A 21,757-nucleotide genomic window follows, 5' to 3' on the forward strand; every position below is an offset into this window, starting at 1 on the left:
ACCCACCGCTACGTGCACGCGGGGCAGACGCCGAAGATGTCGGCGCGGTGCCCGGTCACCTGGTAGCCACGGCGGCTGGCGACCTCGCTGACCCAGCGCTCGACCTCGTCGGCGGCGATCTCCTCCACGCGGTTGCAGGTCTCGCAGACAAGATGGTGGTGGTGGACGTCGCCGCACAGCCGGAACGCCTGCTCGGTCTCGCGGGTGAACGTGTCCAGGAAGCCGGCATCGGCCAGGGCGGTCAGGGTGCGGTAGATCGTGGTGAGCCCGATGGACTCGCCGGCCTGGCGAAGCTCCATGTGCAGGTCCTGGGCGGTGACCGCATCGGGACGCTCCCGCAGGGCCTCCAACACGGTTCGCCGTTGACGTGTCGCCCGCAGGTTCGCGCCCCGCAGGGCCTCGTCCGATGCCTGGGTCACCCGGTCTCCTTGTGTGCGCGTCCGTCGTAGCCGGCCTTCGCCAGCCGGGGAAGGCTGCGACCGCGCAGCCCACGGACCACCACCGCGAGCGCGTATGACGCGATCGCGGTCAGGACGATCGACGCGCCGGGGGTGTAGTCAGCGTAGAACGCGACCGTGAGACCCACGAGCGCGCTGCCGACACCGATGCCTGCAGCGGTGGCCATGGTACCCCGGTAGCTGTGCGCCACCTGGGATGCCGCCGCCACCGGGACGACCATCATGGCGGCGATCAGCAGGAGACCGATGGCGTTCATGCCGCCCACGACGATCACGCCCACGACGACGGTGAGGGCCAGGACGAGCCGGTCGGTCGGCACTCCCGAGACCCGGGCCGCCTGCTCGTCGAACGCCAGCGCGACGAGCGGTCGGTACAGCACCAGCATGATCGCGGCGGTCGTCAGCGACAGCGCCACGATCGCCGCCACCGTCGACCACGCCAGGCTCAACGGGCTGCCGAACAGGAAGCCGAGGAGCGTGTTCAGCCCGGCGCCAGAGCGTTGGGCGAACAGGAAGCCGAGGGCGATCCCGCCGTAGAAGATCAGTGCCAGGGAGAGGTCCCCGGCCAACCCGCCGCGCTGGAGGCGGACCAGCATCACCGCCGCGAGCACCGTCAGCACGAGCGCCCCGGCCATGGGGCTCACCCCCAGGAGGAAGGCCAGCCCGACCCCGGCGAACGCGACGTGACCGAGCCCGTCACCGACCAGGCTCTGGCGCCGCTGCACCACGAACGCGCCGGCCAGTGGCGCGACACCGCAGACCACCGTGCAGGCGATCAGGGCCCGTTGCATGAAGCCGAACTCGAGCATCCTCATCGGCGCGGACCCTGCTCGCTGGACCCGGGCGGCAGGACCGGCTCGTGCGGATGCCCGTGCACGCTCGGGTCGTCGCACAGCGCGATGTGCCCGGCACGCAGCTCCACGACACGGTCGGCCAGCCCGGCGAACCCCTCCGGGTCGTGGCTGATGTAGGCCACGGCGACCCCCTCGACGTGGACCAGATGCTCGAGGGACTCGCGGAGCACGCCCCGGGCATCGGCGTCCACCCCGGTCGTGGGCTCGTCCAGGACCAGCAGGCGCGGGGCGGTCACCAGGGCCCGGGCGATCAGGGCGCGCTGCTGCTGCCCGCCCGACAGCTGCCCGATCGGTTCCTTGCGGATGGCTGCCAGCCCTAGCAGGTCGATGACGTGCTCGATGCGCTCGCGGTCGGCGGGGCGAATGCGATGCAACAACCGGAGCTGGCCGGCAAGCCCGGTGTGCACCACCTCCTCGACGCTGACCGGGACGGTGCTCGCCCCGCTGGCGCGCTGCGGCACGTACCCGACCTTGCCCCAGTCGCGGAACCGGCCGATCGGGCGCCCGAACAGCCGCACCGTGCCGTGCGACGGCTGCAGCAGGCCCAGACCCAGACGCATGAGCGTGGTCTTGCCGGACCCGTTCGCGCCGATGACGGCGACGAACTCCCCCTCCTTGAGGGTCAGCGACGCCTCGCGGAGCACCGGGATGCGCCCGTACCCGAAGGTGACCTGGTCGAACTCGAGGGCGGGGGCGGACACGACGGCCTACCCGCACCCGAGCACGTCGGCGAACGCCGCTGCCTGCTCGCGCAGGAGGGCCGGGTAGCCGGCCCCGGCCTGGTCGTCGTTGACGACCTCCAGCGTTTGGATCTCGACGAGCTCGACGTTCGCCTCGTCCGCCAGCGCCTCGGCGTCAGCGCGACCCTCGACCGGGTCGGTCGCCACCGCCTCGATGCCCTCCTCGCGGACGTGGGCGGTCAGCTCGGCCAGGCGCTGCGGCGAGGCGTCCGCATGCCCACCCGTCCCCGAGATCCCCTCCTGGTGCAGCCCCCGAGGCTCGAGCAGGTAGGCGTACGCCGCATGGCTCACGACCGCGGTGTCGTGGCGGCAGCCCTGAAGGAGGGTGTCGATCTCGGCCTCGAGGTCCCGCAGCTCCTCGGCGACCCGCGTCGCGTTGGCCGCGTAGTCCGCGGTGCCGTCGGGATCGACGCCCGCGAGGGTCTGACCGACATGCTCGACCACGTCGGCCATCACGCGCCCGTCGAACCACAGGTGGGGGTCCACGGCCGCGTCGCCGTGGCCGTGGTCGTCGTCGGGTCCGTGGCCGTCGTCGGGTCCGTGGTCGTCGTCGGGTCCGTGGTCCGCGTCGAGCAGGTGGGCGTCCCCGGCGATGTCGGCGACGGCGACGGTCACCCCCGGTGCGCTTCTCACGACCTCCTCCACCTGGGGCTGGAAGTCCAGGTCGCCCATGTAGAGCAGGAGATCGGCGGTCTCGACCAGCTCCCGGTCGGCAGGGCCCATCTCCAGGGCGTGGGGGTCCTGGCCGCTCGAACCGAGCAGCGCGATCTCGGCGCCCGGGGCGACCTGCGTCGCGATCCACGCCAGCGGGAACACCGTGGCCACCACCGTCAGGCCGTCACCGACCGCGGCGGTCGCGTCCCCGGTGGGGGACCGGTCTGCGGTCCCGGTGGGGCTCGCACCGCACCCGGCGGTGAGCAGAACGCCGACGAGCGCTGCGGTGAGCGGGCGGGTCATTGGGAGCTCCTCGGGTGGCTGGCGCGCGGGACGCTCACCACTCTAGATCAATCTGACAATCATTGCCAATATCAACAACATCCTCGGCCCGGCCCCGTGGGCGCCCATGGCTTCCACGCGGCGGCGCCCGCAAAGGCAGTGTACCCGTGCTACACTGGTTCACATGGCCACCCGCAACGTTACCCTTGCACTGCCCGCTGATCTGGTCCGCCGAGCCAAGATCGTCGCGGCCAGCCGCGACACGTCCCTGTCCGCTCTGGTCACCGCCTACCTCCAGCGGCTTGTCGAGGACGAGGACGGCTACGCCGAGGTGTGGCGCGAGGAGCAGCGCCTCATGGATACGGGCTTGCCCATGCGCGTCGGCCCGATCACCTGGTCGCGCGCCGATAGCCATGAGCGCTGAGCAGACGCTGGCCTTCGTCGACACCAACGTCTTCCTGTACGCCTACGACGTCGAGGCTGGAGCGCGCCACGAGCGCGCTGCACGGCTGATCGGCGACCTCGGCGTCCGGCGGCAGGGAGCTCTCAGCGTCCAGGTGCTCCAGGAGTTCTTCGTCAACGCCACCCGCAAGATCGCCCAGCCCCTCACCCACACCGCAGCGCTCGACCGGGTGCGCGTGCTGAGCCGCTGGCCGCTGCATGTGGCGCGCCCCCACGACGTGATCGCCGCCGCCGACCTCGCCGAGGCGAGCCAGGTGTCCTTCTGGGATGCCATGATCCTGCGTAGTGCCGCCGCGCTCGGCTGCGCGACGTTGTGGTCCGAGGACCTCAACGACGGACAGGTCGTCGCCGGCGTGACCGTCCGCAACCCCTTCCGGGGTTGAGGCGGGCCTTGGGCGCTGGGCGGTATGCCGACGCCGCCGGGGAAGTGGCCCGGCGACGCGACCACTTCCCGGGTGGTGCACTGGCCTGGCGACGCGACCACTTCCCGGGTCTGAGCTCACACCGGCGCCCGCACCCCCGACGCCGACGCCGGGCCCTGACCAGGCCTGCCCGCCCGGTGAGGTCACCGAAGCCGACTTGGCCGACCACGCAGACGCGCTCCCCGCGCTCCAGGAGCAGCGCGACCAGGGCGCTGCCGAGCGCCCCGGTCCCGCCCGCGACGAGGCTGGTCGCGGGTCGATCGTGGTCGGACGGCCGGCTGGTTGCCATGCACGGTCACCTTGTCCTCGCGCGCGGTGCCAGGGTCTGCGACCCTACCGCTGGGCTGCCCGAGACGTCGGGGGGCCGTCCGCGGGGTAGTCAGGCTGGAGGGAGTACACGCAAGACCGTGACCGAGACCATGCAGGTGACCGCGCACGCCGACACCCACGTCGGCCTCGTACGGGACGGCAACGAGGACGCCTACCACTGCGGGGTGGCGGTGTTCGTCGTGGCCGACGGCCTCGGGGGGCACGCAGCCGGCGAGGTGGCGTCCGGCATCGCCACCGAGCACCTGGCGGCCCTGGACCCCACCGCGCACGAGGGCACCCAGGCCCTGCAGGGCGCCCTGGTGGAGGCGGTCCGGGAAGCCAACCGCGCCGTGCACGCCGCCGCCGGGACGCCCGAGCGCGCCGGGATGGCCACGACCGTCACGGCCGCGGCCCTCACCGAGGGGCAGGTCGTGCTCGCCCACGTCGGGGACAGCCGTGCCTACCTGGTGCGCGGCGGCACCCTGCAGCAGCTGACCACCGACCACACGGCCGCCCAGCACGCGGTGGAAGCCGGCCTGCTCACCCCCGAGCAGGCCGCCACGCGCCCCGAGCGCCACATGCTGTCACGGGCGGTGGGTCTGGACTCCGACGTCACCGTCGATGCGCCGCCCCCGCTGGCCTTGCAGAGCGGGGACCGACTCCTGCTGTGCAGCGACGGGCTCACCGAGGCGGTCGACGAGGCGGCCATCCCCGCCATCATCGACGAGCGTCCCGCACCCGAGGATGCCTGCCGCGCCCTCGTGCAGGCCGCGTTGGACGGCGGGGGCCCCGACAACGTCACCGTCCTGCTCGTGGCGGTCCACGGACCCGCTGCGTGATCCGCGACGAGCCGGTCAGGCCCGACTACGAGGGCGCCTGGATCGGGGCGGTCGTGCCCGCTCTGCTGACCGGCGAGGGAGCGCCGTGGATGCCGGCGCCGGCACGGGACGCCGAGCGTGCCGTGCTGCTGGTCCTCGACGGGCTGGGACAGCACGCGCTGGACTCCCATGGGCGCCGCCTGCCGGAGCTGTCGGCCATGCAGGGCACGACGCTGACCACGGTCGCCCCCTCGACCACGGCGGCCGCGCTGACCTCGATCACGACCGGCCTGCCGCCTGCCAGGCACGGCGTCGTGGGCTACCGCATGCGGGTCAGCGGCGAGGTCCTGAACGTCCTCGGCTGGAAGACGTCCGGACGCCACCGCGGCCCCGACCCCGCCGTGGTGCAGCCCCAGCAGCCGTTCCCGGGCCATCGCGTCGGGGTCGTGACCCGCGCGGAGTTCCAGGAGTCGGGGTTCACTGCCGCGCACCTGCGGGAGGCGACGTTCCTCGGGTGGCGCACGCCCTCGACGCTCGTCGAGCACGTCCGCCGCCAGGTCGCCGGCGGCGCGCGCTTCACCTACGCCTACTACGACGGCGTGGACAAGGTCGCCCACGAGTTCGGGCCCGCCTCCGGATTCTTCCGCGCCGAGGTGATCGCCGCCGACGACCTGGTCGGCCACCTGCGCGACGTCCTGCCGCCCGAGGTCGCCCTCGTGGTGACCGCCGACCACGGGCAGCTCGATGTCGGGCCGGACGACGTCGTGGGCCTCGACGGGCTCGACGGGGCCGTCGCCGCCTACTCGGGCGAGAGCCGCTTTCGCTCGCTGCACGCGCGGACCGGTGCGACGGCCGACCTGCTGCAGGCCGCGCGGGCCGGGTTCTCCGATCGCGCGTGGGTGTTCGCCCGCGACGAGCTCTTCGACGAGGGCTGGCTCGGCTCCGGCGCCACCGGTGCGGTGCGGGGTCGCATGGGCGACGTGGTGCTGGCCGCCCACGCCGGCGTGGCCTTCGCCGACCCCGGCGAGACGCAGGAGAACACCCTGGTCGGCCGCCACGGCAGCCTCACCCTCGACGAGATGGTCGTGCCGCTGCTCGCCGCCCACGGCCGCGCCTGACCGGGAGCGGGTCAGCCCCTCCCCGGGCGGTCGCTGCGCGACCGCCACACCCAGCACAGCTGAGAATCGTCCTCGCAGGCTCGGCCGATTCACGGGTCAGGCTGGCGCGGTGCCGGTGACCCGCTCGACGCCGGCGTAGACGTTCATCGTCGCGCCGCGCAGGAATGCGACGAGTGTCATGCCGGCCCCGTCGGCCAGCTCGACCGCCAGGCTCGACGGCGCCGACACCGCGGCGAGCACCGGGATGCCGGCGACCAGCGCCTTCTGGGCGATCTCGAACGCCACCCGCCCGGACACGAGCAGGACGCAGCCGCGCAGCGGCAACCTGCCGTCGGTGGCGGCCCACCCGATGACCTTGTCCACGGCGTTGTGGCGGCCGACGTCCTCCCGCAGGCAGAGCAGCGCACCCTCGGGGGTGAAGAGCCCGGCGGCGTGCAGGCCGCCCGTGCGCTCGAACACCCGCTGCGCGTCGCGCAGGGTGTCCGGCATGGCTCCGAGCGCCGACGCCGTGACCCGCACCGGGTCGCCGCCCACGTCAGGCGCCTGCGTGCGCACCGCATCGATGCTGGCGGTCCCGCACACGCCGCACGACGACGACGTGTAGACGTGGCGGCGCAGCTCGGGCGCCACGGGCTCGGGGGAGCGCAACGTGACCTCCACGACGTTGAAGTCGCCGGTGTAGGGCCCGGGTTCGCCCGCGCAGTAGCGGATGGTGGCCACGTCGCGGGCCGAGGCGACGATGCCCTCGGTGAGGCAGAAGCCGACGGCGAGCTCGAAGTCGCTGCCGGGCGTGCGCATCGTGACCGCCACGGGGTCGCCGTTGACGCGCATCTCCAGCGGCTCCTCGGCGGCCAGGTCGTCGCTGCGCGTGCGGGCGGTGCCGTCCTCGATGCGGACGACCTGCCGCCGCGTCGCGGTCCGGCCGGTCATCGCTTCTCCTCCTCGGTGAGCGGTCACGGCTCTGCAGGCGAGCCTAGCCGTCCTCGGAATCGTGGCATGCTGCGCAGGACCGACGCCCGCCGACGGAGAAGGCCCCGTGCGCATCCTGCAGATCGCCCCTCCGTGGTTCGCGGTCCCCCCTGCCGGTTACGGCGGGGTCGAATGGGTGGTGGCCGAGCTGGCCGACGGCCTCGCCGACCGGGGCCACGACGTGACCTTGCTGGCCAGCGGGGGCTCACGCACCAGGGCCAAGCTCTGGTCGGTCTTCGCCGAGCCGCCCTCCAAGCTCATCGGCTCGCCCTACCACGACCTCATGCACTGTGCGGCCGCCTACCAGCGACGCGCGGACTTCGACCTGATCCACGACCACTCGGGCATCCTCGGGCCGGCGATCGGCTCCTTCGTGGACGGCCCCCCGGTCGTGCACACCCTCCACGGCCCCTGGCTCTCCGAGGTCGAGGGCCTCTACCGCGCCTTGCCACCCCGCCTGCACCTGGTCGCGATCAGCCACGATCAGCGCGCCCGTGCGCCGGAGACCTTGGCGCTCGCGGGAGTGGTGCCCAACGGCATCCGCGTGGACGCCTACCCGCTGCGCGCCGAACGCCGCGGCACCGACGGGTACCTCGTGTTCATCGGTCGGGCGAACCGCGAGAAGGGCCCGGAGGTGGCGGTTCGGGTGGCCCGGCGTCTCGGCAGGCACCTGAAGATGATGGTGAAGATCAACGAGGCCGAGGAGGAGGCGTACTGGCGCGCCCGAGTGGCGCCGCTGGTCGTGGACGCCGATGTCGAGTTGCTCGCCGAGGTCTCGCTGGAGGAGAAGGCCAGGCTGGTGGCCGGGGCGGATGCCTGCCTCTTCCCGATCCAGTGGCCGGAACCGTTCGGGCTGGTCATGACCGAGTCGATGGCCTGCGGGACGCCGGTGGTGGCGTTCGCCAACGGCGCGGCGACGGAGGTCATCGTCGATGGCGAGACCGGCTTCCTCGCGCGCCCCGGCGATCTCGACGGGTTCTGCGCCGCGGTGGAACGGGTGGCCGAGATCGACCCGCTGGCGTGCCGCCGACGGGTCGAGGAGCACTACTCGGGTGCGCGCATGGTCGAGGGCTACGAGCGGATCTACGAGCAGGTGCTCACGCCGGCGACGGGGCCAGGGGAGGATCCGGCGGCGGGTGCGGCTCGTCGGGCGTGACGACGTCGACGTGGAGGCCATCCGGCGCCTCGTCCACGGTCACGCCACCGTCGGCGCCGACGGTCATCGACAGCCGACCGCCGGCCAGCGCCAGCCCCTCGATGCGCAGCGCGCCGAACGGTCCCGGCACCATCGGGCGCAGCAGCAGCCGGCCCTCGGGCACGTGCGGGTGGACGCCGAGGACCGAGCGCAGGAGCAGCAGGGCCGCGCCGGCGGCCCACGCCTGCGGGCGGCAGGCGGCCGGGTAGGGCAGCGGGAACCCGCCCGCGGTCCGTTGGTCACCGCCGAGCAGCTCGGGCAGTCGGAAGGCGTAGAACGGGGCGGCGGCGACCAGTCCCCGCAGCAGTGATCCGGCCTGCCGCCCGTGACCGGTCGCGGCCAGGCCGGCCGCCGCGATGGCGGTGTCGTGCGGCCACACGGACCCGCCGTGGTAGGACAGCGGGTTGAAGCGCGGTGACGTGCTCGACAGGGTGCGAAGGCCCCACCCCGAGTCCATGGCTGGGCCCGCGAGGCGGTGGGCGACCAGCGCGCACTCCTCGTCGTTCAGGATTCCCGTCGCGAGGAGGTGGCCCATGTTGGAGGTGACGCTGTCCACCCGGTGCTTGTCCCGGTCGAGTGCGATGGCCGGGTAGGCGCCGTCCGGATCCTGCACCCAGAACGCCGCCCGGAAGCGGTCGGCCATGGCGGCAGCCCATTGGCGCCACGCCTGCGCATCGGGACGGCCGAAGGCGGCGAGCAGCTCCGCGCCGCGGATGGCGGCCTCGTAGGCATAGCCCTGCACCTCGCAGAGGGCGATCGGCGCGGCGGCGAGCCGGCCGTCGGCGAACTGGACGCCGTCCTCGGAGTCCTTCCAGCCCTGGTTCGACAGCCCCCGCTCGCCGGACTGCTGGTACTCCAGGAAGCCGTCACCGTCCGGGTCGCCACCGTCGCGCAACCATCCCAGGGCACGTTCGGCCGCGGGCAGCAGCGCCTCGACCTCGTCGGGGGGCAGGCCCCAGCGCCAGGCTTCGTTCAGCAGGGTGACGAACAGGGGGGTGGCGTCCATCGAGCCGTAGTACAGCGGCGGCAGGTCGCCGCGCCCGGCGAACCCGCCGTGGCGGACCTCGTGGAGGATCTTGCCGGGGGCTTCCTCCGTCTCGGGGTCGGTCTGGGTGCCCTGCCGACGGGCCAGCACCCGAAGGGTCTGGCCGGCGAGTGAGACCGACAGCGGCAGCGCCATGGAGGCCGCCCACAGCGAGTCACGACCGAAGAGCGTCAGGAACCACGGACTGCCGGCGGCGAGGAAGGCGTCGTCGGGGGCGTCGGGGTCGATGACCAGGAGCGAGGCGAGGTCGGTCGAGCTCTGCTCGATCAGCTCGGACAGCGCCCTTTCGCGCGCGTCGACCTTCGGCAGGCTCCACGGGGCGTCGGCCGGCTCGGTCATCGGCGGGGCGCTCGACCACGTCCGTGTGGGCCACACGGTCCGGTCCTCGGTGGCCAGACCCACGCTGACCGACAGGGCCCAGCTGCCGCCCGGCGGCACGACCACCTGCCAGCGCAGCCGTCCGGCCGCGGCGTCATAGGTGTCCGCCGGCGGCGAGGGCCGCACGAACGTGGTCATCGGGACCTCGGGGTGGGTGAACGACAACCCCCCGTCGCGGGGCTCACCGGCCGTCACGGGCGGGCGCTGCCCGTGCTTGACGTCGAAGATGTACGCGAAGTCGGTGCCTGCCGCCACCTCCACGGTCAGCTCGCGGGGGGTCATCGCGTGGTTGGCGAACGTGATCTCCTCCGACAGCGACGTCGAGACGATCCGTCGGCGGTCGATGAGCAGGTCGGGGTCGGGCCGCGCGTGGTCAGCCGGTATCGAGTAGCCGGTGAACCGTCCGGCGTTGGCCCCGATGCGCCGGCCGTGGAGCACCTGCGGTTCCTGCCCGTCGACGTACAGCAGCAGGCTGTCGAGCACGCGCGTGTCGATGATGTACAGGCCCTGGTCGCCGCCGGCACGGATCTGCCCGCTCACCCCGGAGATGCAGAACGTCTGGCCCTCGACGAACGTGAGCTCGCCGAGCGGCCCGGTGTCCGGTGTGGTCCTCGCCATGCCCGCCCAGCCTTCGAAAGCTCAGGAAGCCGCGCGCGTGGGTTCGTCCCGCGCCGGCGCGCCGAGCATAGGCCCCTCGCCGGACGGGTCCACGATCCCGGCCTCGAGCCACGTGTGGCGACCGTCGAGCACCTGTTGCGCGCTGGTGTAGTCGGTGTCGTCGTCATTGCGCCACAGGGCGCGGAACAGCGTGTCGACGCGCCGCCTGGACTGGCGGCAGAACAGGTCGGCGAGCTCGACCGCGCGGTCCCCCTCGACGAGGTCGTCCTCGACGAGCATCTGGGCGCGCACGCACGCGGCGCTCATGGCGAACAGCTCCGCCCCGATGTCCACGATGCGCGCGAGGAAGCTCTGCTTGCGCTCCAGCTTGCCCTGCCAGCGGCTCATCGCGTAGAAGGTCGAGCGGGCGAGCTTGCGCGACGAGCGCTCGACGAAGCGCAGGTGCCCGGCGAGCTCGCCGAACTCCCCGTAGGCGCCGGGCATGGCCCCCTTGCCGGTGACGAGCTTCGGCAGCCACTTGGCGTAGAAGCCTCCCGCCTTGACGGCGGCGCGGGCCTTGTCGGCCAGCTCCACGTCGGGGTCGATGATGTCCCCGGCGACCGACAGGTGCGCATCGACGGCCTCGCGGGCGATCAGCAGGTGCATGATCTCCGAGGAGCCCTCGAAGATGCGGTTGATGCGGATGTCGCGCAGGACCTGCTCGGCGGGCACCGGCTTCTCGCCGCGGGCCGCCAGCGACTCGGCGGTCTCGAAGCCCCGGCCGCCGCGGATCTGCACCAGCTCGTCGGCGACGAGCCAGCCCATCTCGGAGTTGTACAGCTTGGCGAGAGCCGCCTCGATGCGGATGTCGTTGCGGCCGTCGTCGGCCAGCGTGGAGGACAGCTCGACGACGGACTCCATCGCGAACGTCGTCCCGGCGATGTACGCGATCTTGGCCGCGACCGCCTCGTGCTTGCCGATCTTCTGGCCCCACTGGACCCGCTCGTTCGACCACTCGCGGGCGATCTTCAGACACCACTTGCCGACGGCGGCGTTCACGGCGGGCAGGCTGAGGCGCCCGGTGTTGAGCGTGGCGAGTGCGACCCGCAGGCCGCGGCCCTCCTCGCCGACGATGTTCGCTGCGGGCACGAAGACGTCGGTGAAACGGGTGACGCCGTTCTCGATGCCCCGCAGCCCCATGAAGGCGTTGCGGTGCTCCACCACGACCCCCGGGCTGTTGGCCTCGACGATGAACGTGGTGATCCCGCCCTTGCGGCCCTCGCCCTTGGGTACGACCGCCATGACGACCAGGAGGTCGGCGACCACGCCGTTGGTCGTCCACAGCTTCACGCCGTTCAGCGTGTAGCCAGACCCGTCCGCGGTGGGGGTGGCCGTGGTGCGCATGCGGGCGGGGTCGCTGCCGACGTCGGGCTCGGTGAGCAGGAAGGCGCTGACCTCGTCGCGGGCGACCCGGGGCAGGTACGTGCGCTTCTGCTCCTCGGTGCCGAACAGCTTCAGCGGCTGCGGCACCCCGATGGACTGGTGGGCGCTCAGCAGCGTGGCGATCGCCGAGTGGGCGGTGCTCGCCAGCTGCAGGGCCCGCCCGTAGTAGACGGTGGACAGGCCGAGGCCGCCGTACTCCTCGTCGATCTTCATCCCGAGCGCGCCGAGGTTGGCCAGGCCCTTGACGACCTGGTCGGGGATCTTCGCGTCGCGCTCGATCTGGCGCGGGTCGACCTGGGTGTCGAGGAACTCCCGCAGGCGCGCCAGGAAGGCCTCGCCCTTGGCCACGGCGTCGGGTTGCTGGCGCGGGTGGGGGTGGATGAGGTCCAGGCGCAGGCGCCCGAGGAAGAGCTCCTTGCCGAAGCTGGGCTGGTGCCACTCCGACTCGCGTGCCGCCTCGGCCACGGCACGGGCCTGGCGTTCGTCGACCTGACTGGTGCTCATCGCATGCCCCACCTGGTGCTCGCTGGTTGGTTCGGTTCAGCCACCGTACCCGGGTTTCGGGCTCGGCAGGCATCGCGCACGGGTGCTACGGGGCGAGGCGCTCGATGCGCCAGCCGTCCCCTGGGGCACTGACGTAGCGCAGCCGGTCGTGGAGGCGGTCCGGGCGGCCCTGCCAGAGCTCCACGCGGTCCAGGGCGACCCGGTAGCCGCCCCAGTGGGGCGGGCGGGGCAGGCCGTCGGGGTGGCGCGCAGCGGCCTCGGCGATCCGTCGCTCCAGCACGGCGCGGTCCGCGATGACCTCGCTCTGCGGCGACGCGATGGCCCCGAGCCGGCTGCCGGGCGCCCGGCTGGCGAAGTAGGCGTCGGACTCCTCGGCGCTCGTGCGGGTCACGGCGCCGGCGATGCGCACCTGTCGGTGCAGCGCCGGCCAGACCAGGGCCAGCGCCGCGTGCGGGTTCTCGTCGAGGTCGCGGGCCTTGGCCGAGCCGTAGTTCGTGTAGAAGACCGCCCCCTGCGCGTCGAGGCCCTTCAGCAGCACCGCACGCACCGAGGGCCGCCCCGCGGCGTCGGCGGTCGCGAGGGTCATCGCGGTGGGCTCCACGACGCCGGCGGCCCTCGCCGCGTCCAGCCACGTCTGCACCTGCACCGCTGGTTCGGCGTGCAGGTCGGCGGGTTCGAGACCGGGCGGCATGGCACAAGCGTGCCATGCGGGCACCGGCGTGGTGCGCCGGGGCGTGGCGCGGGTGCGGGCACTCGAGGCGGGGGCGGCGTGGTGTGGGGTCTTTCGTACCGTGGCGGTGCGCCAGACCCCTCGGCGGTGCCAACCGAGTGTCTTCGCAATCTGTGGACAGCGCCCGCCTGCGGTCCGGCGTTGGCCGCGCCCGACACGCGCCGCAGCGACGGCGGTCCGATAGCCTGCGGTGATGGTGCCCTCAGCGTCTGCCTGGACCGCCACCTCGTGTCTGACGCAGCTGGAGGGTGCCCTGTCCGGCGAGACCTACCCTGCCGACGAGCCGCAGGGTCTCGACCCGGTCGACGGTCGGCCGCTGCTCGCCCGCTACGACCTGGAGGCCGCCGCCCGCACCCTCACCGCCGACGCGCTGGCCGCGCGCCGAGACGGGGGGCTGTGGCGGTGGTGGGAGCTGCTGCCCGTCCAGGACCCCGCGCACGCGCTGCACCTCGGCGAGGGCGCCACCCCGCTGCTGCGCGCGCCCCGGCTCGGCCGGGCGCTCGGGATACCCGGCCTGCGGATCAAGGCGGAGGGCGTCAACCCGACGGGGTCGTTCAAGGCCCGGGGCATGGCCGTCGCGGTGTCCCGTGCCGCCGAGCTCGGCGCCACGTCGCTGGTGGCGCCGTCGGCGGGCAACGCCGGCGGGGCGCTGGCGGCCTACGGCGCGGCCGCCGGCCTGCCCGTGACCGTGCTGATGCCCGCCGACGTGCCGGCGGCCAACCTCGACGAGGCGCTGGTGTGCGGCGCCCGGGTGATCCTCGTCGAGGGGCTCATCAGCGACTGCGGGCGCCTGGCCGGGCGCTTGGCCGCGCGCACCGGCGCGGTCGACCTGTCGACGCTCAAGGAGCCCTACCGCGTCGAGGGCAAGAAGACGATGGGGTTCGAGATCGCCGAGCAGAGCGGGTGGCGACTGCCCGACGTCATCGTCTACCCGACCGGGGGCGGCACCGGGCTGATCGGGATGTGGAAGGCGTTCCAGGAGCTGGAGGCGCTGGGCCTCATCGGCTCGGACCGGCCGCGCATGGTGAGCGTGCAGGCGGCCGGTTGTGCACCCCTGGTGCGCGCGTTCGCGGCGGGGGAGCGCATGGCCGAACCGTGGGACGGCCCGGCGACGACGCGCGCCACCGGCCTGCGGGTGCCCGCGACGCTGGGTGACTTCCTCGTGCTCGGCGCGGTCTGGGTCTCGGGCGGCACGGCGCTGGCGGTGGCCGAGGACGCCATCGAGGACGCGCGGGCTCTCGCGGGACGATCGGGTGCCGGCTACGTCAGCCCCGAGACCGCCGCGGCGATGGCCGGCGTGCGCCTGCTCGCCGGGCGGGGCGACCTCGGGCCCGGCGACGACGTGGTCGTCTTCGACACCGGCGTCGGCCACAAGTACCCAGCCCCGGACCTGCCGGTCCCGCCGGTCGTGACCGCCGACATCGACGAGGACCGCCTGGTCGAGCTGGCCGGCACCTGAGCGCGAGGGGCCGCGGGACAAGAAGCGCGGGAAAGTGGTGAAGGAGCGCGGGGCGCAGGCTCAGGCAGCCCCTCCGTCGGCAAGCTTTCCCGCGCTGGCGCGGGAAAGTTGGGGAGCACCAGGCGTGGCCGGGCTCGGGCCCTGCGCCGCGGGTCCTACAGGCGGCCGACCAGGGCGCCCGGGTCGTCGACGACGTCGTCGACGCCGGCGGCGAGCAGCCGGTCGTCGCCGAAGCCACCGCAGCGAACGGCGATGGTGCGGATGCCCACCCGCCGCGCCGCCTCGGCGTCCCACGGGCTGTCGCCGACCAGCGTCGCGTCGGCCGGCTCCACACCGAGGTCGGCGCACGTGGCCAGCAACAGGTCGGGCGCGGGCTTCGAGGAGCCGACGTCATCGGCGTCGGCGCTGCTCAGATCGGTGCGGCCCAGCGCACCGAGGAGCGCCTCGCGCACCTCGGCGTCGGCGGAGGTCGCGATCTGGAAGGCCACCTCGCGGCGTTCGAGGTCGCCGATCAGCTCGGTCGCACCGCGGGTGGCCCGCAACCGGCCGGCACGGCTGAGGAACCGGCGTCGGTGGTCGTCGGAGATGTCGTCGCCGTCGTCGACGTGGCGGCCGAGCACCCATGGCACCAGTCGGGAGCCGCCCATGCCGATGCCCGCGTGGATGCGCCACGCGGGCACCTCGTACCCGCGCGCGGCGAAGGCCCCGCTCCACGCGATGACGTGCTGGTACACCGAGTCCACCAGCGTGCCGTCGAGATCGAGCAGCACGCCGGGCATGTACGCGTCAGGGTCCATGTCAAGGCGATGCCCAAGGGCGTCCGGTCTCAACCGCCGGTTCAACGGCGCGGTGTCCTTGGGCTCGGGATCACGAGGGGCTGTCGACGGCTCCTTGCGGGTCGATCAGGGGGTGGCTGGGCCGACGCAGGCCGTCGCCGTCGACCGCGGCCCACATGACGCCGCTGCCGTCGACCAGCACCCAGCCTTCGGCTTGTCCGGCGACCGCCTCCGACGGGAGGTACACGCGTCCGCGTTCGGGGTGATCGGCGTGGAAGACCGGTGGGACGCCGCAGCCGGCCAGGCCGGCGGAGTCGTCGGACGACTCGTTGCCCGCGCCCGGGACGGGCGGGACGTCGAGCACGATCGGCGGTGGATCGGGCGCGGCCTCCTCGTCCACCGACAGGCGGACGTGGGTGGCGCGGAGCTCGACCACCTCGCCCAGGCCGAGCGCGGCCAGCTCGTCGGGCATGCCGTCCACCGGTCGCCACGACCGGTACAGCGGCAGGCCCGTCGGCAGGTGGTGGACGAACGTGCGCTCCACGCGGACCTCGGGCTCGGCGCAGCGGCCGACGAAGGCGCCCTCGGGACCGCAGAACTCCTCGACGGTCACTACGGCCCGCAGATCGCCGGCAGCCAGGTCGAGCTCCGCCGCCACCCGGTCACGCACGGCGGTGGCGTCGCCGTCGACGAGCCGCACGCCCGGGACCTCGCCCGGGACCTCGCCGTAATCCTCGGGCACGGGACCGAGCACGCGCCCGGGGGTCACGGGGTGGACCTCCGGGTCACGCGGGGTGCGGTCGCCGACCACCGCGTCGCGGGCGGCCGCCAACGCGGCGAACGGCACGGTGGTATCGCGAACGTCCAGCGTGCCGCTCTCGTGCCATTCCGGGGTCATCCGGGACACGTGGGCGGGGTTGTCGCCCACGAGGACATCCCCGTCCGGCCGCAGCTCGTACATGGCGATGTGGACGTGGGTCCAGGTGTCCCAGCTCTCTGCCGCGAGCTCCTCGACGGTGCGCAGCACCGGCGCCCGCGGCTGCTGGATGTACTCGCCGTAGTCCAGGTCGACGATCTCGAAGCGCGCCTCCAGCGGCCAGCCGCCCGACTGCGGGGACGGTCCGGCGGGGGCGAGATCGACGCGGGTGATGCCCAGGCCGGCGACCGCAGCCGCCACCACCCCGACGAGCAGGAGGCCGGTCAGGCCCAGGCCGGCATGACGTCGGCGCCGGCGTGCGCCCGCCCGGCGCACGAGGTCAGCCACCGGCGGCTCGGCGTCGGTCTCCAGGACCGCCTGGGCGACGAGGCCCCGTAGGTCGTCAGTCATCGCCGGCCTCGCTTGTGGTCAGGGGTGCCAGGTGGGCGCGCAGTGCGGCGACGGCCCGCCGGGTGTGGGCCTTGACCGCGTCCTCGGACAGGCCCATGACCGCCGCGGTCTCGGCCACCGACAGGTCGGCGTAGTAGCGCAGCCCGAGCACGGTGCGCTGGCGGGCGGGCAGGCCCAGCACGGCCTCGCGCACCGCGATCGCGTCGGTGGGGTCGGGGACCGGCGGTCCGCCGCCCGTGCCCGCCCGGGCGTGCGCGCGCCGCTCCGCTTGCCGGCGCCGCAGCCACGAGGTGGCGAGGTTCACCCCCACCCGATGGACCCACGCTCCCGGTGCGGCCATCGCCGAGACACGCGTCCAGCGGTCGGCTGCCCGCACGAGCGCCTCCTGGGCGAGCTCCTCGGCCACGTGGCGGTCGCGGCAGTGCAGGCTCAGCGCGCCCACCAGGCGCGGGTACTCCCGGCTGGCGAACTCGGCGAACCCTGCTGGCTCCTGCACCCGGCCTCCCGGCACCCGCGGTCATACTGCACAGACGCGCGAGACGCCGGTGTGGTGTCACTATCGCAAGCGCGTCGGCGGGCCGGGCCTATGCTGCCGCTGCCATGACCATCGACGAGGACCTGCGTGCCGCCGCCGAGGCGTGGATGGCCGACGACCCCGACCCGGCGACGCGTGCCGAGGTGGCGCGCCTGCTCGCCGACGGGGACGCGGACGGGCTCACGGCGCGGTTCGGCGCCCCCTTGACCTTCGGGACCGCCGGCATCCGGGGACCGCTGGGAGCCGGGCCGGCGCGGATGAACCGCGCGACCGTGCGCCGGGTGGTCGCCGGGCTCGCGGCCTGGCTGGGCGCGCGGGGTGCGGACGGTGACGTCGTGGTCGGCCGGGACGCCCGGCACGGGTCCGCCGCGTTCGCCGACGAGGCCGTCGCCGTGCTCGCCGGCGCCGGGTTCGCCGTGCGCCACTTCACCGAACCCGTGCCCACACCCCTCGTCGCCTACACGGTGCGGGCCGTGGGCGCCGCCGCGGGGGTGCAGGTCACCGCCAGCCACAACCCGGCGGGCGACAACGGCATCAAGGTGTACCTGGCGGGCGGCCTGCCGTTGGGTGTCCCCCACGATGGTGAGATCGCCGCCGCAATCGCCGCGGTCGGTCCCCTGGCGACGGTGCCCGTCACCGCGCCCCCCGCCGCCGAGGCACCAGATGCCATGCGCACCGGCTACCTGGAGGCGGTCCGCGCCCTCGCCGGTCCGGCCCCCGACCCGGCGGGCTTGCGCATCGTCGTCACGGCCATGCACGGGGTGGGGGGCGATCTGCTGGTCGCGGCCCTGGCCGACGGGGGCTTCACCGACGTCGTCCCGGTGGCCGCGCAGCACGATCCCGACCCGGACTTCCCGACCGCGCCCCGCCCGAACCCCGAGGAACCCGGGGCGCTGGACCTCGCCCGTGCCCTCGGCGCCGAGCACGCCGCCGACCTCGTCCTGGCCACCGATCCCGACGGCGACCGCCTCGCCGTGGCCACCCCGGCCGACGGTTGGCGGACGCTGACCGGCGATGAGGTCGGCTGCCTGCTCGCCGAGCATCTGCTGGACCGCGACGCCGGCGAGCCCGGACAACCGCTGGTGGCCACCACCGTGGTGTCCTCGCGGCTGCTCGCGCGCATCGCCGAGGCTCACGACGCCGCCTACGCCGAGACGCTCACGGGCTTCAAGTGGCTCGCCCCGGTCGCCGAGGGGGCGCAGGCGGCCGGGCAGCGCTTCGTCCTGGCCTACGAGCAGGCCCTCGGCGTGATGGTCGGTGACGCCGTGCGCGACAAGGACGGCATCGCCGCGGCGGTGCTGGTCGCCACGCTCGCCGCGGACCTGAGGGCCGGCGCGACGACGCTCACCGACGCGCTCGACGGCCTGGCCCGCCGCCACGGCGTGCACGCCACGGCCGGGCGGTCCGTCGCCGTCGAGCAGCCCGAGCAGGTCGAGCGCGTCCTCGATGCGCTGCGCCGCGCCCCGCCCGCCGCGGTCGCGGGGGCCGCCGTCGTGGCGGTGGCCGACCACGCCGCGGGCCTCGTCCGCCACGCCGACGGGTCGAGCGAGCCCCTGGACACCCCGCCCGCCGACATGGTCGGGCTGGTCCTGGCCGACGGCTCCCGGTGCCTCGTCCGCCCCAGCGGTACCGAGCCCGTGCTCAAGTGCTACCTGGAGGTCGTGGAGCAGGTCGCCGGCGACGGCGTGGCGGTGGCGCGGGAACGCGCCGCCGGGCGACTCGAACGCCTCGGCGCGGCGTTCCTCGCCCTGGTCGACCGGTGAGCGCCGGGGCTCAGCGGCGGCGGGCTACAGCGGCAGCGGGACCACGTGCTCCATGCCGTCGAGCACCCGCACCCGCAGGTTGCAGTCCTGCAGGAAGCGGCGGGTGTCCTCCCATCCCTCGTAGCGACCGCCGGCCGCGACCACCTCGTCGATGCCGGAGTTGGCGATCAGCTTGGCGCAGCCGAAGCAGGGCGCCGCGGTGCAGTACAGCGTGGCACCCTCGCGCTCCTCGGGGGAGGTGAACAGCAGCGCGTTGGCCTCGGCGTGGATGGCCACGCAGTTGTCGTACGGCGCGCACATCCCCGTGTCGCTGGCCGCATGCGGGCACGCGCCGGCGTCGCAGTGGCCGTACCCGGACGGCGGTCCGTTGTAGCCCGTGGACTGGATGCGCCGCTGGCGGGTGATCACCGCTCCGACCCGGCGCCGTGCGCAGTTCGACCGGGTGGCGGCCGCGGACGCCAACCCGAGGAAGTACTCGTCCCAGGACTGCCGGCCCTGGCTTTGGGCGGGCGTCAGACGGTTGGGCACGGCGGGGCCTTTCGCGTCGGCGGCAGCAGGCCCGGGGAAACGCGGCAGGCGCCGCGGGCTCCCGGCAGCGTACGCCCGCGGGCCGGACGCCGTCGAGGCCCGGCGGTGGTCAACCGGACGGATCGGCCGGCCCGTCCGCGCCAGACGCGACGAGCACCCGATTGCGCCCGGCGGCCTTCGCGGCGAGGAGCGCGTCGTCGGCGGCCTTGATCAGCACCTCCGGGGTGTCGGCGTGCTCGGGGGCGAGTGCGACGCCGACGCTGGCCGTGATGGGCACGACCGTCGAGGCCTGCTCGACCCGGCGGCGCAACCGCTCGGCCGCGGCGTGCGCGGCGGCCCGGTCGCAGCCCGGGACGATGACGGCGAACTCCTCCCCGCCGTAGCGGGCGACCGTGTCGAAGCCACGGGCCGAGGCCATGAGCGTGGCGCCGACCTGCCGCAGGACGTCGTCGCCGACCTGGTGACCGTGCGTGTCGTTGACGGTCTTGAACCAGTCGATGTCGAGCAGGAGGAGCGCCACCTGCTCGCCCTCGTCGCCATCAGCCGCGTGCTCCGACGCACGCATGGCACGCGACACCTCGGCAGCCAGGGCGTCGTCGAACGCCCGGCGGTTGCCCGTCCCGGTCAGCCCGTCGATGGTGGCCAGTCGGCGCTGCTCGTCCAACAGGCGCGCGGCGCGCAGGGCCAGGGCGCCGTGGTCGGCGAAGCGCTCGAGGGCGCTCACGACCCGCCGCTCGATCCTGGCTTCGCCGTGCTCGGCCACGACCACCCCCAACGTCCCGCCCTCCCCTGGCAGCGGGACGACCACGAGGTTGCCGGCCGCCGGCAGCAGCCGCGCCAGGCCGTCGTCGTCGTCGTCGTCCAGGCCACCGACGAGCAGCGTGGTGCGACCGGCACATGCCCGGCGCAGGACCGAGCCGGGGCCGGCGGCAGACGGGGCCGCGGCGGCGGGCACCGTCCCGGCGTGCGCAAGGAGGGTGCTGTGGTCGTCACCGCCGAGCACGACCACCCGCGTGAACCCGAAGGTGGTGTGCAGTCGCTGGGCCAGGACCCCCGCGACCGCGGGCACGTCGTCCACCTGGTCGAGCTCCGCGGCGAACCCGGCCAGGGCCTCCAGGTCGGCGCGCCCGCGGCGGAGCTCGCGCTCGTTGACCGCCGACAGCGACGCCGTGGCGAATGCGACCACCCAGAGCACCGCCGCGTACGCCACGAGCCAGCGCCCCGGCTCGGCGCCCAGCCCGGCCGCCGTGATCACCCCGAGGTCATGCAGCTCGTGGGCCCCGTAGAGCAGGAGCGAGTGCCACAGCGCGACCTTTACGCCGGTGCGGTAGGACACCAGCAGGGTCACGCCGGCCACGTGCAGGAGCACGAGGTAGGCCACGATGCCAGCGCCACCGCCGGTGGCCGCGCCCGCCCACGCGAGGTACACGCCGTCGAGCACGAGCAGCCCCCCGACCGACCCGAGGCCAGATGCCCCGGTGCGCCGCCAGACCTCTTCGAGGCTGACCGAGCCGACCAGGTACAGGACCGTGACCGCGACGAGGTTCTCTGCCGCCACCGTCAGCGGCGTCGCGCCCATCGCCGCCGCGGCGAGGACCAGGACCGCGATCGCCCCCCGCAGCCAGCGCACGGGCGCGAGTCGCTCTGTGACGGGGACCAGCCCGTCCATTCCGGGTGCCTTCATGCCCGGGCGGACCCGGGGGGGAAGGTCAGGTCGGGGGCTGCCTCGCGCGGTGCCAGGGCGAGCTTCGGGTCCCGCCGGTCGATCCAGCCCTGGACCGACAGGAAGGCCCCGACGAGCAGCAGCAGGAGCAGGGGGACCCCCGCGCGCTCGGCGACGGGCCCGACGATGCCGGGGCCGCCCGGGGATCGTCCCGCAGAGGAGGGCGGCGGTGGCGGGGTTGACGGCGCCGATGCCGGCGGGGTGGTCACCGGCGCGGTCGCGGGCGCCGGAGCGGGGACGGGCGCCGGCTCGGCGGCCGCCGGGGGCTCGGACGCAGTCGGCGCGGCCGGAACCGGCTCCAGCACCGCTGGCGGGGGCTCCACAGCGGTTGGCGCGGGTGGTGGTGCCAGCGCGTCGGCCGTCCCCTCCACGACGTCCTGGACGGCGCCGGTGACGCCATCGACCGTGCCGCCGACCGTGTCGACGGTGCCGTCCACCGTGCCGCCGAGCGTGTCGGTGAGGGCTCCGACGGTCTCGGTGGCGGTGTCCACCACCGACCCGAGCGCCTCGTCGCCCACCAGCGGCAGGGCGGCGGCCGGACTGCCCAGAGCCAGCAGGGCGAGGAGCACGCTGGCGCAGGCCCACACGCGGCCGCGGGCTCGTGCGTCGCCCATCTCGTGGCCTCCTCTTCCCTCGCGCCCTCGCGGTGGCGGTGCCCCAGGCAGAGC

Annotated in this window: 21 protein-coding genes; 7 read left to right on the forward strand and 14 right to left on the reverse strand. The window is 74.2% G+C overall.

Features of this window, described 5'->3' with window-relative positions; all coding sequences use genetic code 11:
* Positions 1 to 8: 8 nt before the first annotated feature.
* The 4 genes from WD250_12815 to WD250_12830 are packed head-to-tail and all read right to left on the reverse strand — an operon-like array spanning position 9 to position 3,009.
* Positions 9 to 419 carry a Fur family transcriptional regulator gene (locus tag WD250_12815; GenBank protein ID MEX2621087.1) on the reverse strand — a complete coding sequence of 137 codons (411 nt, stop codon included), beginning with the start codon at positions 417 to 419 and terminating at the stop codon, positions 9 to 11.
* Positions 416 to 1,273 carry a metal ABC transporter permease gene (locus WD250_12820; protein MEX2621088.1) on the reverse strand — a complete coding sequence of 286 codons (858 nt, stop codon included), beginning with the start codon at positions 1,271 to 1,273 and terminating at the stop codon, positions 416 to 418. Before WD250_12820 ends, WD250_12815 begins: the two co-directional genes overlap by 4 nt.
* The gene (locus WD250_12825; GenBank protein ID MEX2621089.1) at positions 1,270 to 2,013 is read right to left on the reverse strand and encodes an ABC transporter ATP-binding protein; all 744 of its coding nucleotides are present in this window, start codon (positions 2,011 to 2,013) and stop codon (positions 1,270 to 1,272) included. Before WD250_12825 ends, WD250_12820 begins: the two co-directional genes overlap by 4 nt.
* 6 nt (positions 2,014 to 2,019) lie before the next feature.
* Entirely contained in the window at positions 2,020 to 3,009 is a 990-nt protein-coding gene (locus tag WD250_12830; protein MEX2621090.1) for a metal ABC transporter substrate-binding protein, read from the reverse strand.
* A 163-nt stretch (positions 3,010 to 3,172) separates the two neighbouring features.
* Here WD250_12830 and WD250_12835 point away from each other — a divergent pair, with 163 nt between their 5' ends.
* The 4 genes from WD250_12835 (at position 3,173) to WD250_12850 (ending at position 6,117) form a co-directional block, all read left to right on the forward strand.
* Positions 3,173 to 3,412 (forward strand): DUF6364 family protein, encoded by a 240-nt coding sequence (locus WD250_12835; protein MEX2621091.1) that lies wholly within the window; start codon positions 3,173 to 3,175, stop codon positions 3,410 to 3,412.
* Complete coding sequence (locus WD250_12840; GenBank protein MEX2621092.1) at positions 3,402 to 3,833, forward strand: PIN domain-containing protein; 432 nt, start codon at positions 3,402 to 3,404, stop codon at positions 3,831 to 3,833. The genes WD250_12835 and WD250_12840 overlap by 11 nt, the downstream gene beginning before the upstream one ends.
* Positions 3,834 to 4,279: 446 nt before the next feature.
* Positions 4,280 to 5,020, forward strand: a complete 741-nt coding sequence (locus WD250_12845) for a protein phosphatase 2C domain-containing protein (GenBank protein MEX2621093.1) — start codon at positions 4,280 to 4,282, stop codon at positions 5,018 to 5,020.
* The gene (locus tag WD250_12850; GenBank protein MEX2621094.1) at positions 5,017 to 6,117 is read left to right on the forward strand and encodes a nucleotide pyrophosphatase/phosphodiesterase family protein; all 1,101 of its coding nucleotides are present in this window, start codon (positions 5,017 to 5,019) and stop codon (positions 6,115 to 6,117) included. Before WD250_12845 ends, WD250_12850 begins: the two co-directional genes overlap by 4 nt.
* 96 nt (positions 6,118 to 6,213) lie before the next feature.
* Here WD250_12850 and fdhD read toward each other — a convergent pair whose 3' ends face one another.
* Positions 6,214 to 7,047 (reverse strand): formate dehydrogenase accessory sulfurtransferase FdhD, encoded by an 834-nt coding sequence (gene fdhD / locus WD250_12855; protein MEX2621095.1) that lies wholly within the window; start codon positions 7,045 to 7,047, stop codon positions 6,214 to 6,216.
* Positions 7,048 to 7,153: 106 nt separating this feature from the next.
* Here fdhD and WD250_12860 point away from each other — a divergent pair, with 106 nt between their 5' ends.
* Positions 7,154 to 8,242 carry a glycosyltransferase family 4 protein gene (locus WD250_12860; protein MEX2621096.1) on the forward strand — a complete coding sequence of 363 codons (1,089 nt, stop codon included), beginning with the start codon at positions 7,154 to 7,156 and terminating at the stop codon, positions 8,240 to 8,242.
* On the opposite strand, the gene WD250_12865 is transcribed toward WD250_12860, so the two are convergent.
* From WD250_12865 to pdxH, 3 genes are all read right to left on the reverse strand, one after another.
* Entirely contained in the window at positions 8,184 to 10,322 is a 2,139-nt protein-coding gene (locus tag WD250_12865) for a glycogen debranching N-terminal domain-containing protein (GenBank protein ID MEX2621097.1), read from the reverse strand. The genes WD250_12860 and WD250_12865 overlap by 59 nt on opposite strands.
* 21 nt (positions 10,323 to 10,343) lie before the next feature.
* Complete coding sequence (locus tag WD250_12870; GenBank protein ID MEX2621098.1) at positions 10,344 to 12,248, reverse strand: acyl-CoA dehydrogenase family protein; 1,905 nt, start codon at positions 12,246 to 12,248, stop codon at positions 10,344 to 10,346.
* 85 nt (positions 12,249 to 12,333) lie between these two features.
* A complete protein-coding gene (gene pdxH / locus WD250_12875; protein MEX2621099.1) occupies positions 12,334 to 12,939 on the reverse strand; it encodes a pyridoxamine 5'-phosphate oxidase in 606 nt (201 codons plus the stop codon).
* A gap of 232 nt (positions 12,940 to 13,171) precedes the next feature.
* Here pdxH and WD250_12880 point away from each other — a divergent pair, with 232 nt between their 5' ends.
* Positions 13,172 to 14,437: a threonine synthase gene (locus WD250_12880; protein MEX2621100.1), complete on the forward strand. Its 1,266-nt coding sequence runs from the start codon at positions 13,172 to 13,174 to the stop codon at positions 14,435 to 14,437.
* A gap of 155 nt (positions 14,438 to 14,592) precedes the next feature.
* Here WD250_12880 and WD250_12885 read toward each other — a convergent pair whose 3' ends face one another.
* From WD250_12885 to WD250_12895, 3 genes are all read right to left on the reverse strand, one after another.
* Entirely contained in the window at positions 14,593 to 15,234 is a 642-nt protein-coding gene (locus WD250_12885; protein ID MEX2621101.1) for an HAD family hydrolase, read from the reverse strand.
* A 70-nt stretch (positions 15,235 to 15,304) separates the two neighbouring features.
* The gene (locus tag WD250_12890; protein ID MEX2621102.1) at positions 15,305 to 16,540 is read right to left on the reverse strand and encodes a hypothetical protein; all 1,236 of its coding nucleotides are present in this window, start codon (positions 16,538 to 16,540) and stop codon (positions 15,305 to 15,307) included.
* Positions 16,533 to 17,036 carry a SigE family RNA polymerase sigma factor gene (locus WD250_12895; protein MEX2621103.1) on the reverse strand — a complete coding sequence of 168 codons (504 nt, stop codon included), beginning with the start codon at positions 17,034 to 17,036 and terminating at the stop codon, positions 16,533 to 16,535. The genes WD250_12890 and WD250_12895 overlap by 8 nt, the downstream gene beginning before the upstream one ends.
* Positions 17,037 to 17,140: 104 nt before the next feature.
* Here WD250_12895 and WD250_12900 point away from each other — a divergent pair, with 104 nt between their 5' ends.
* A complete protein-coding gene (locus WD250_12900; GenBank protein MEX2621104.1) occupies positions 17,141 to 18,838 on the forward strand; it encodes a phospho-sugar mutase in 1,698 nt (565 codons plus the stop codon).
* Between the two features lie 24 nt (positions 18,839 to 18,862).
* On the opposite strand, the gene WD250_12905 is transcribed toward WD250_12900, so the two are convergent.
* The 3 genes from WD250_12905 to WD250_12915 form a co-directional block, all read right to left on the reverse strand.
* Positions 18,863 to 19,366 carry a dCMP deaminase family protein gene (locus WD250_12905; protein ID MEX2621105.1) on the reverse strand — a complete coding sequence of 168 codons (504 nt, stop codon included), beginning with the start codon at positions 19,364 to 19,366 and terminating at the stop codon, positions 18,863 to 18,865.
* A gap of 109 nt (positions 19,367 to 19,475) precedes the next feature.
* Positions 19,476 to 21,035: a GGDEF domain-containing protein gene (locus WD250_12910; protein ID MEX2621106.1), complete on the reverse strand. Its 1,560-nt coding sequence runs from the start codon at positions 21,033 to 21,035 to the stop codon at positions 19,476 to 19,478.
* 11 nt (positions 21,036 to 21,046) lie between these two features.
* Positions 21,047 to 21,703, reverse strand: coding sequence for a hypothetical protein (locus WD250_12915; protein MEX2621107.1), 657 nt, complete (start codon positions 21,701 to 21,703; stop codon positions 21,047 to 21,049).
* Positions 21,704 to 21,757: the final 54 nt, after the last annotated feature.

The sequence above is a fragment of the Egibacteraceae bacterium genome (genome assembly GCA_040905805.1).
Lineage (GTDB): Bacteria > Actinomycetota > Nitriliruptoria > Euzebyales > Egibacteraceae > DATLGH01.

Bases quoted from the DNA above. Each gene is read 5' to 3' on its own strand.
- WD250_12840 (MEX2621092.1), top strand. From the start codon at position 3,402: ATGAGCGCTGAGCAGACGCTGGCCTTCGTCGACACCAACGTCTTCCTG.
- pdxH (MEX2621099.1), bottom strand. From the start codon at position 12,939: ATGCCGCCCGGTCTCGAACCCGCCGACCTGCACGCCGAACCAGCGGTG.
- WD250_12900 (MEX2621104.1), top strand. From the start codon at position 17,141: ATGACCATCGACGAGGACCTGCGTGCCGCCGCCGAGGCGTGGATGGCC.
- WD250_12830 (MEX2621090.1), bottom strand. From the start codon at position 3,009: ATGACCCGCCCGCTCACCGCAGCGCTCGTCGGCGTTCTGCTCACCGCC.
- WD250_12915 (MEX2621107.1), bottom strand. From the start codon at position 21,703: ATGGGCGACGCACGAGCCCGCGGCCGCGTGTGGGCCTGCGCCAGCGTG.
- WD250_12820 (MEX2621088.1), bottom strand. From the start codon at position 1,273: ATGAGGATGCTCGAGTTCGGCTTCATGCAACGGGCCCTGATCGCCTGC.
- WD250_12880 (MEX2621100.1), top strand. From the start codon at position 13,172: ATGGTGCCCTCAGCGTCTGCCTGGACCGCCACCTCGTGTCTGACGCAG.
- WD250_12865 (MEX2621097.1), bottom strand. From the start codon at position 10,322: ATGGCGAGGACCACACCGGACACCGGGCCGCTCGGCGAGCTCACGTTC.
- fdhD (MEX2621095.1), bottom strand. From the start codon at position 7,047: ATGACCGGCCGGACCGCGACGCGGCGGCAGGTCGTCCGCATCGAGGAC.
- WD250_12870 (MEX2621098.1), bottom strand. From the start codon at position 12,248: ATGAGCACCAGTCAGGTCGACGAACGCCAGGCCCGTGCCGTGGCCGAG.
- WD250_12890 (MEX2621102.1), bottom strand. From the start codon at position 16,540: ATGACTGACGACCTACGGGGCCTCGTCGCCCAGGCGGTCCTGGAGACC.
- WD250_12835 (MEX2621091.1), top strand. From the start codon at position 3,173: ATGGCCACCCGCAACGTTACCCTTGCACTGCCCGCTGATCTGGTCCGC.
- WD250_12910 (MEX2621106.1), bottom strand. From the start codon at position 21,035: ATGGACGGGCTGGTCCCCGTCACAGAGCGACTCGCGCCCGTGCGCTGG.
- WD250_12885 (MEX2621101.1), bottom strand. From the start codon at position 15,234: ATGGACCCTGACGCGTACATGCCCGGCGTGCTGCTCGATCTCGACGGC.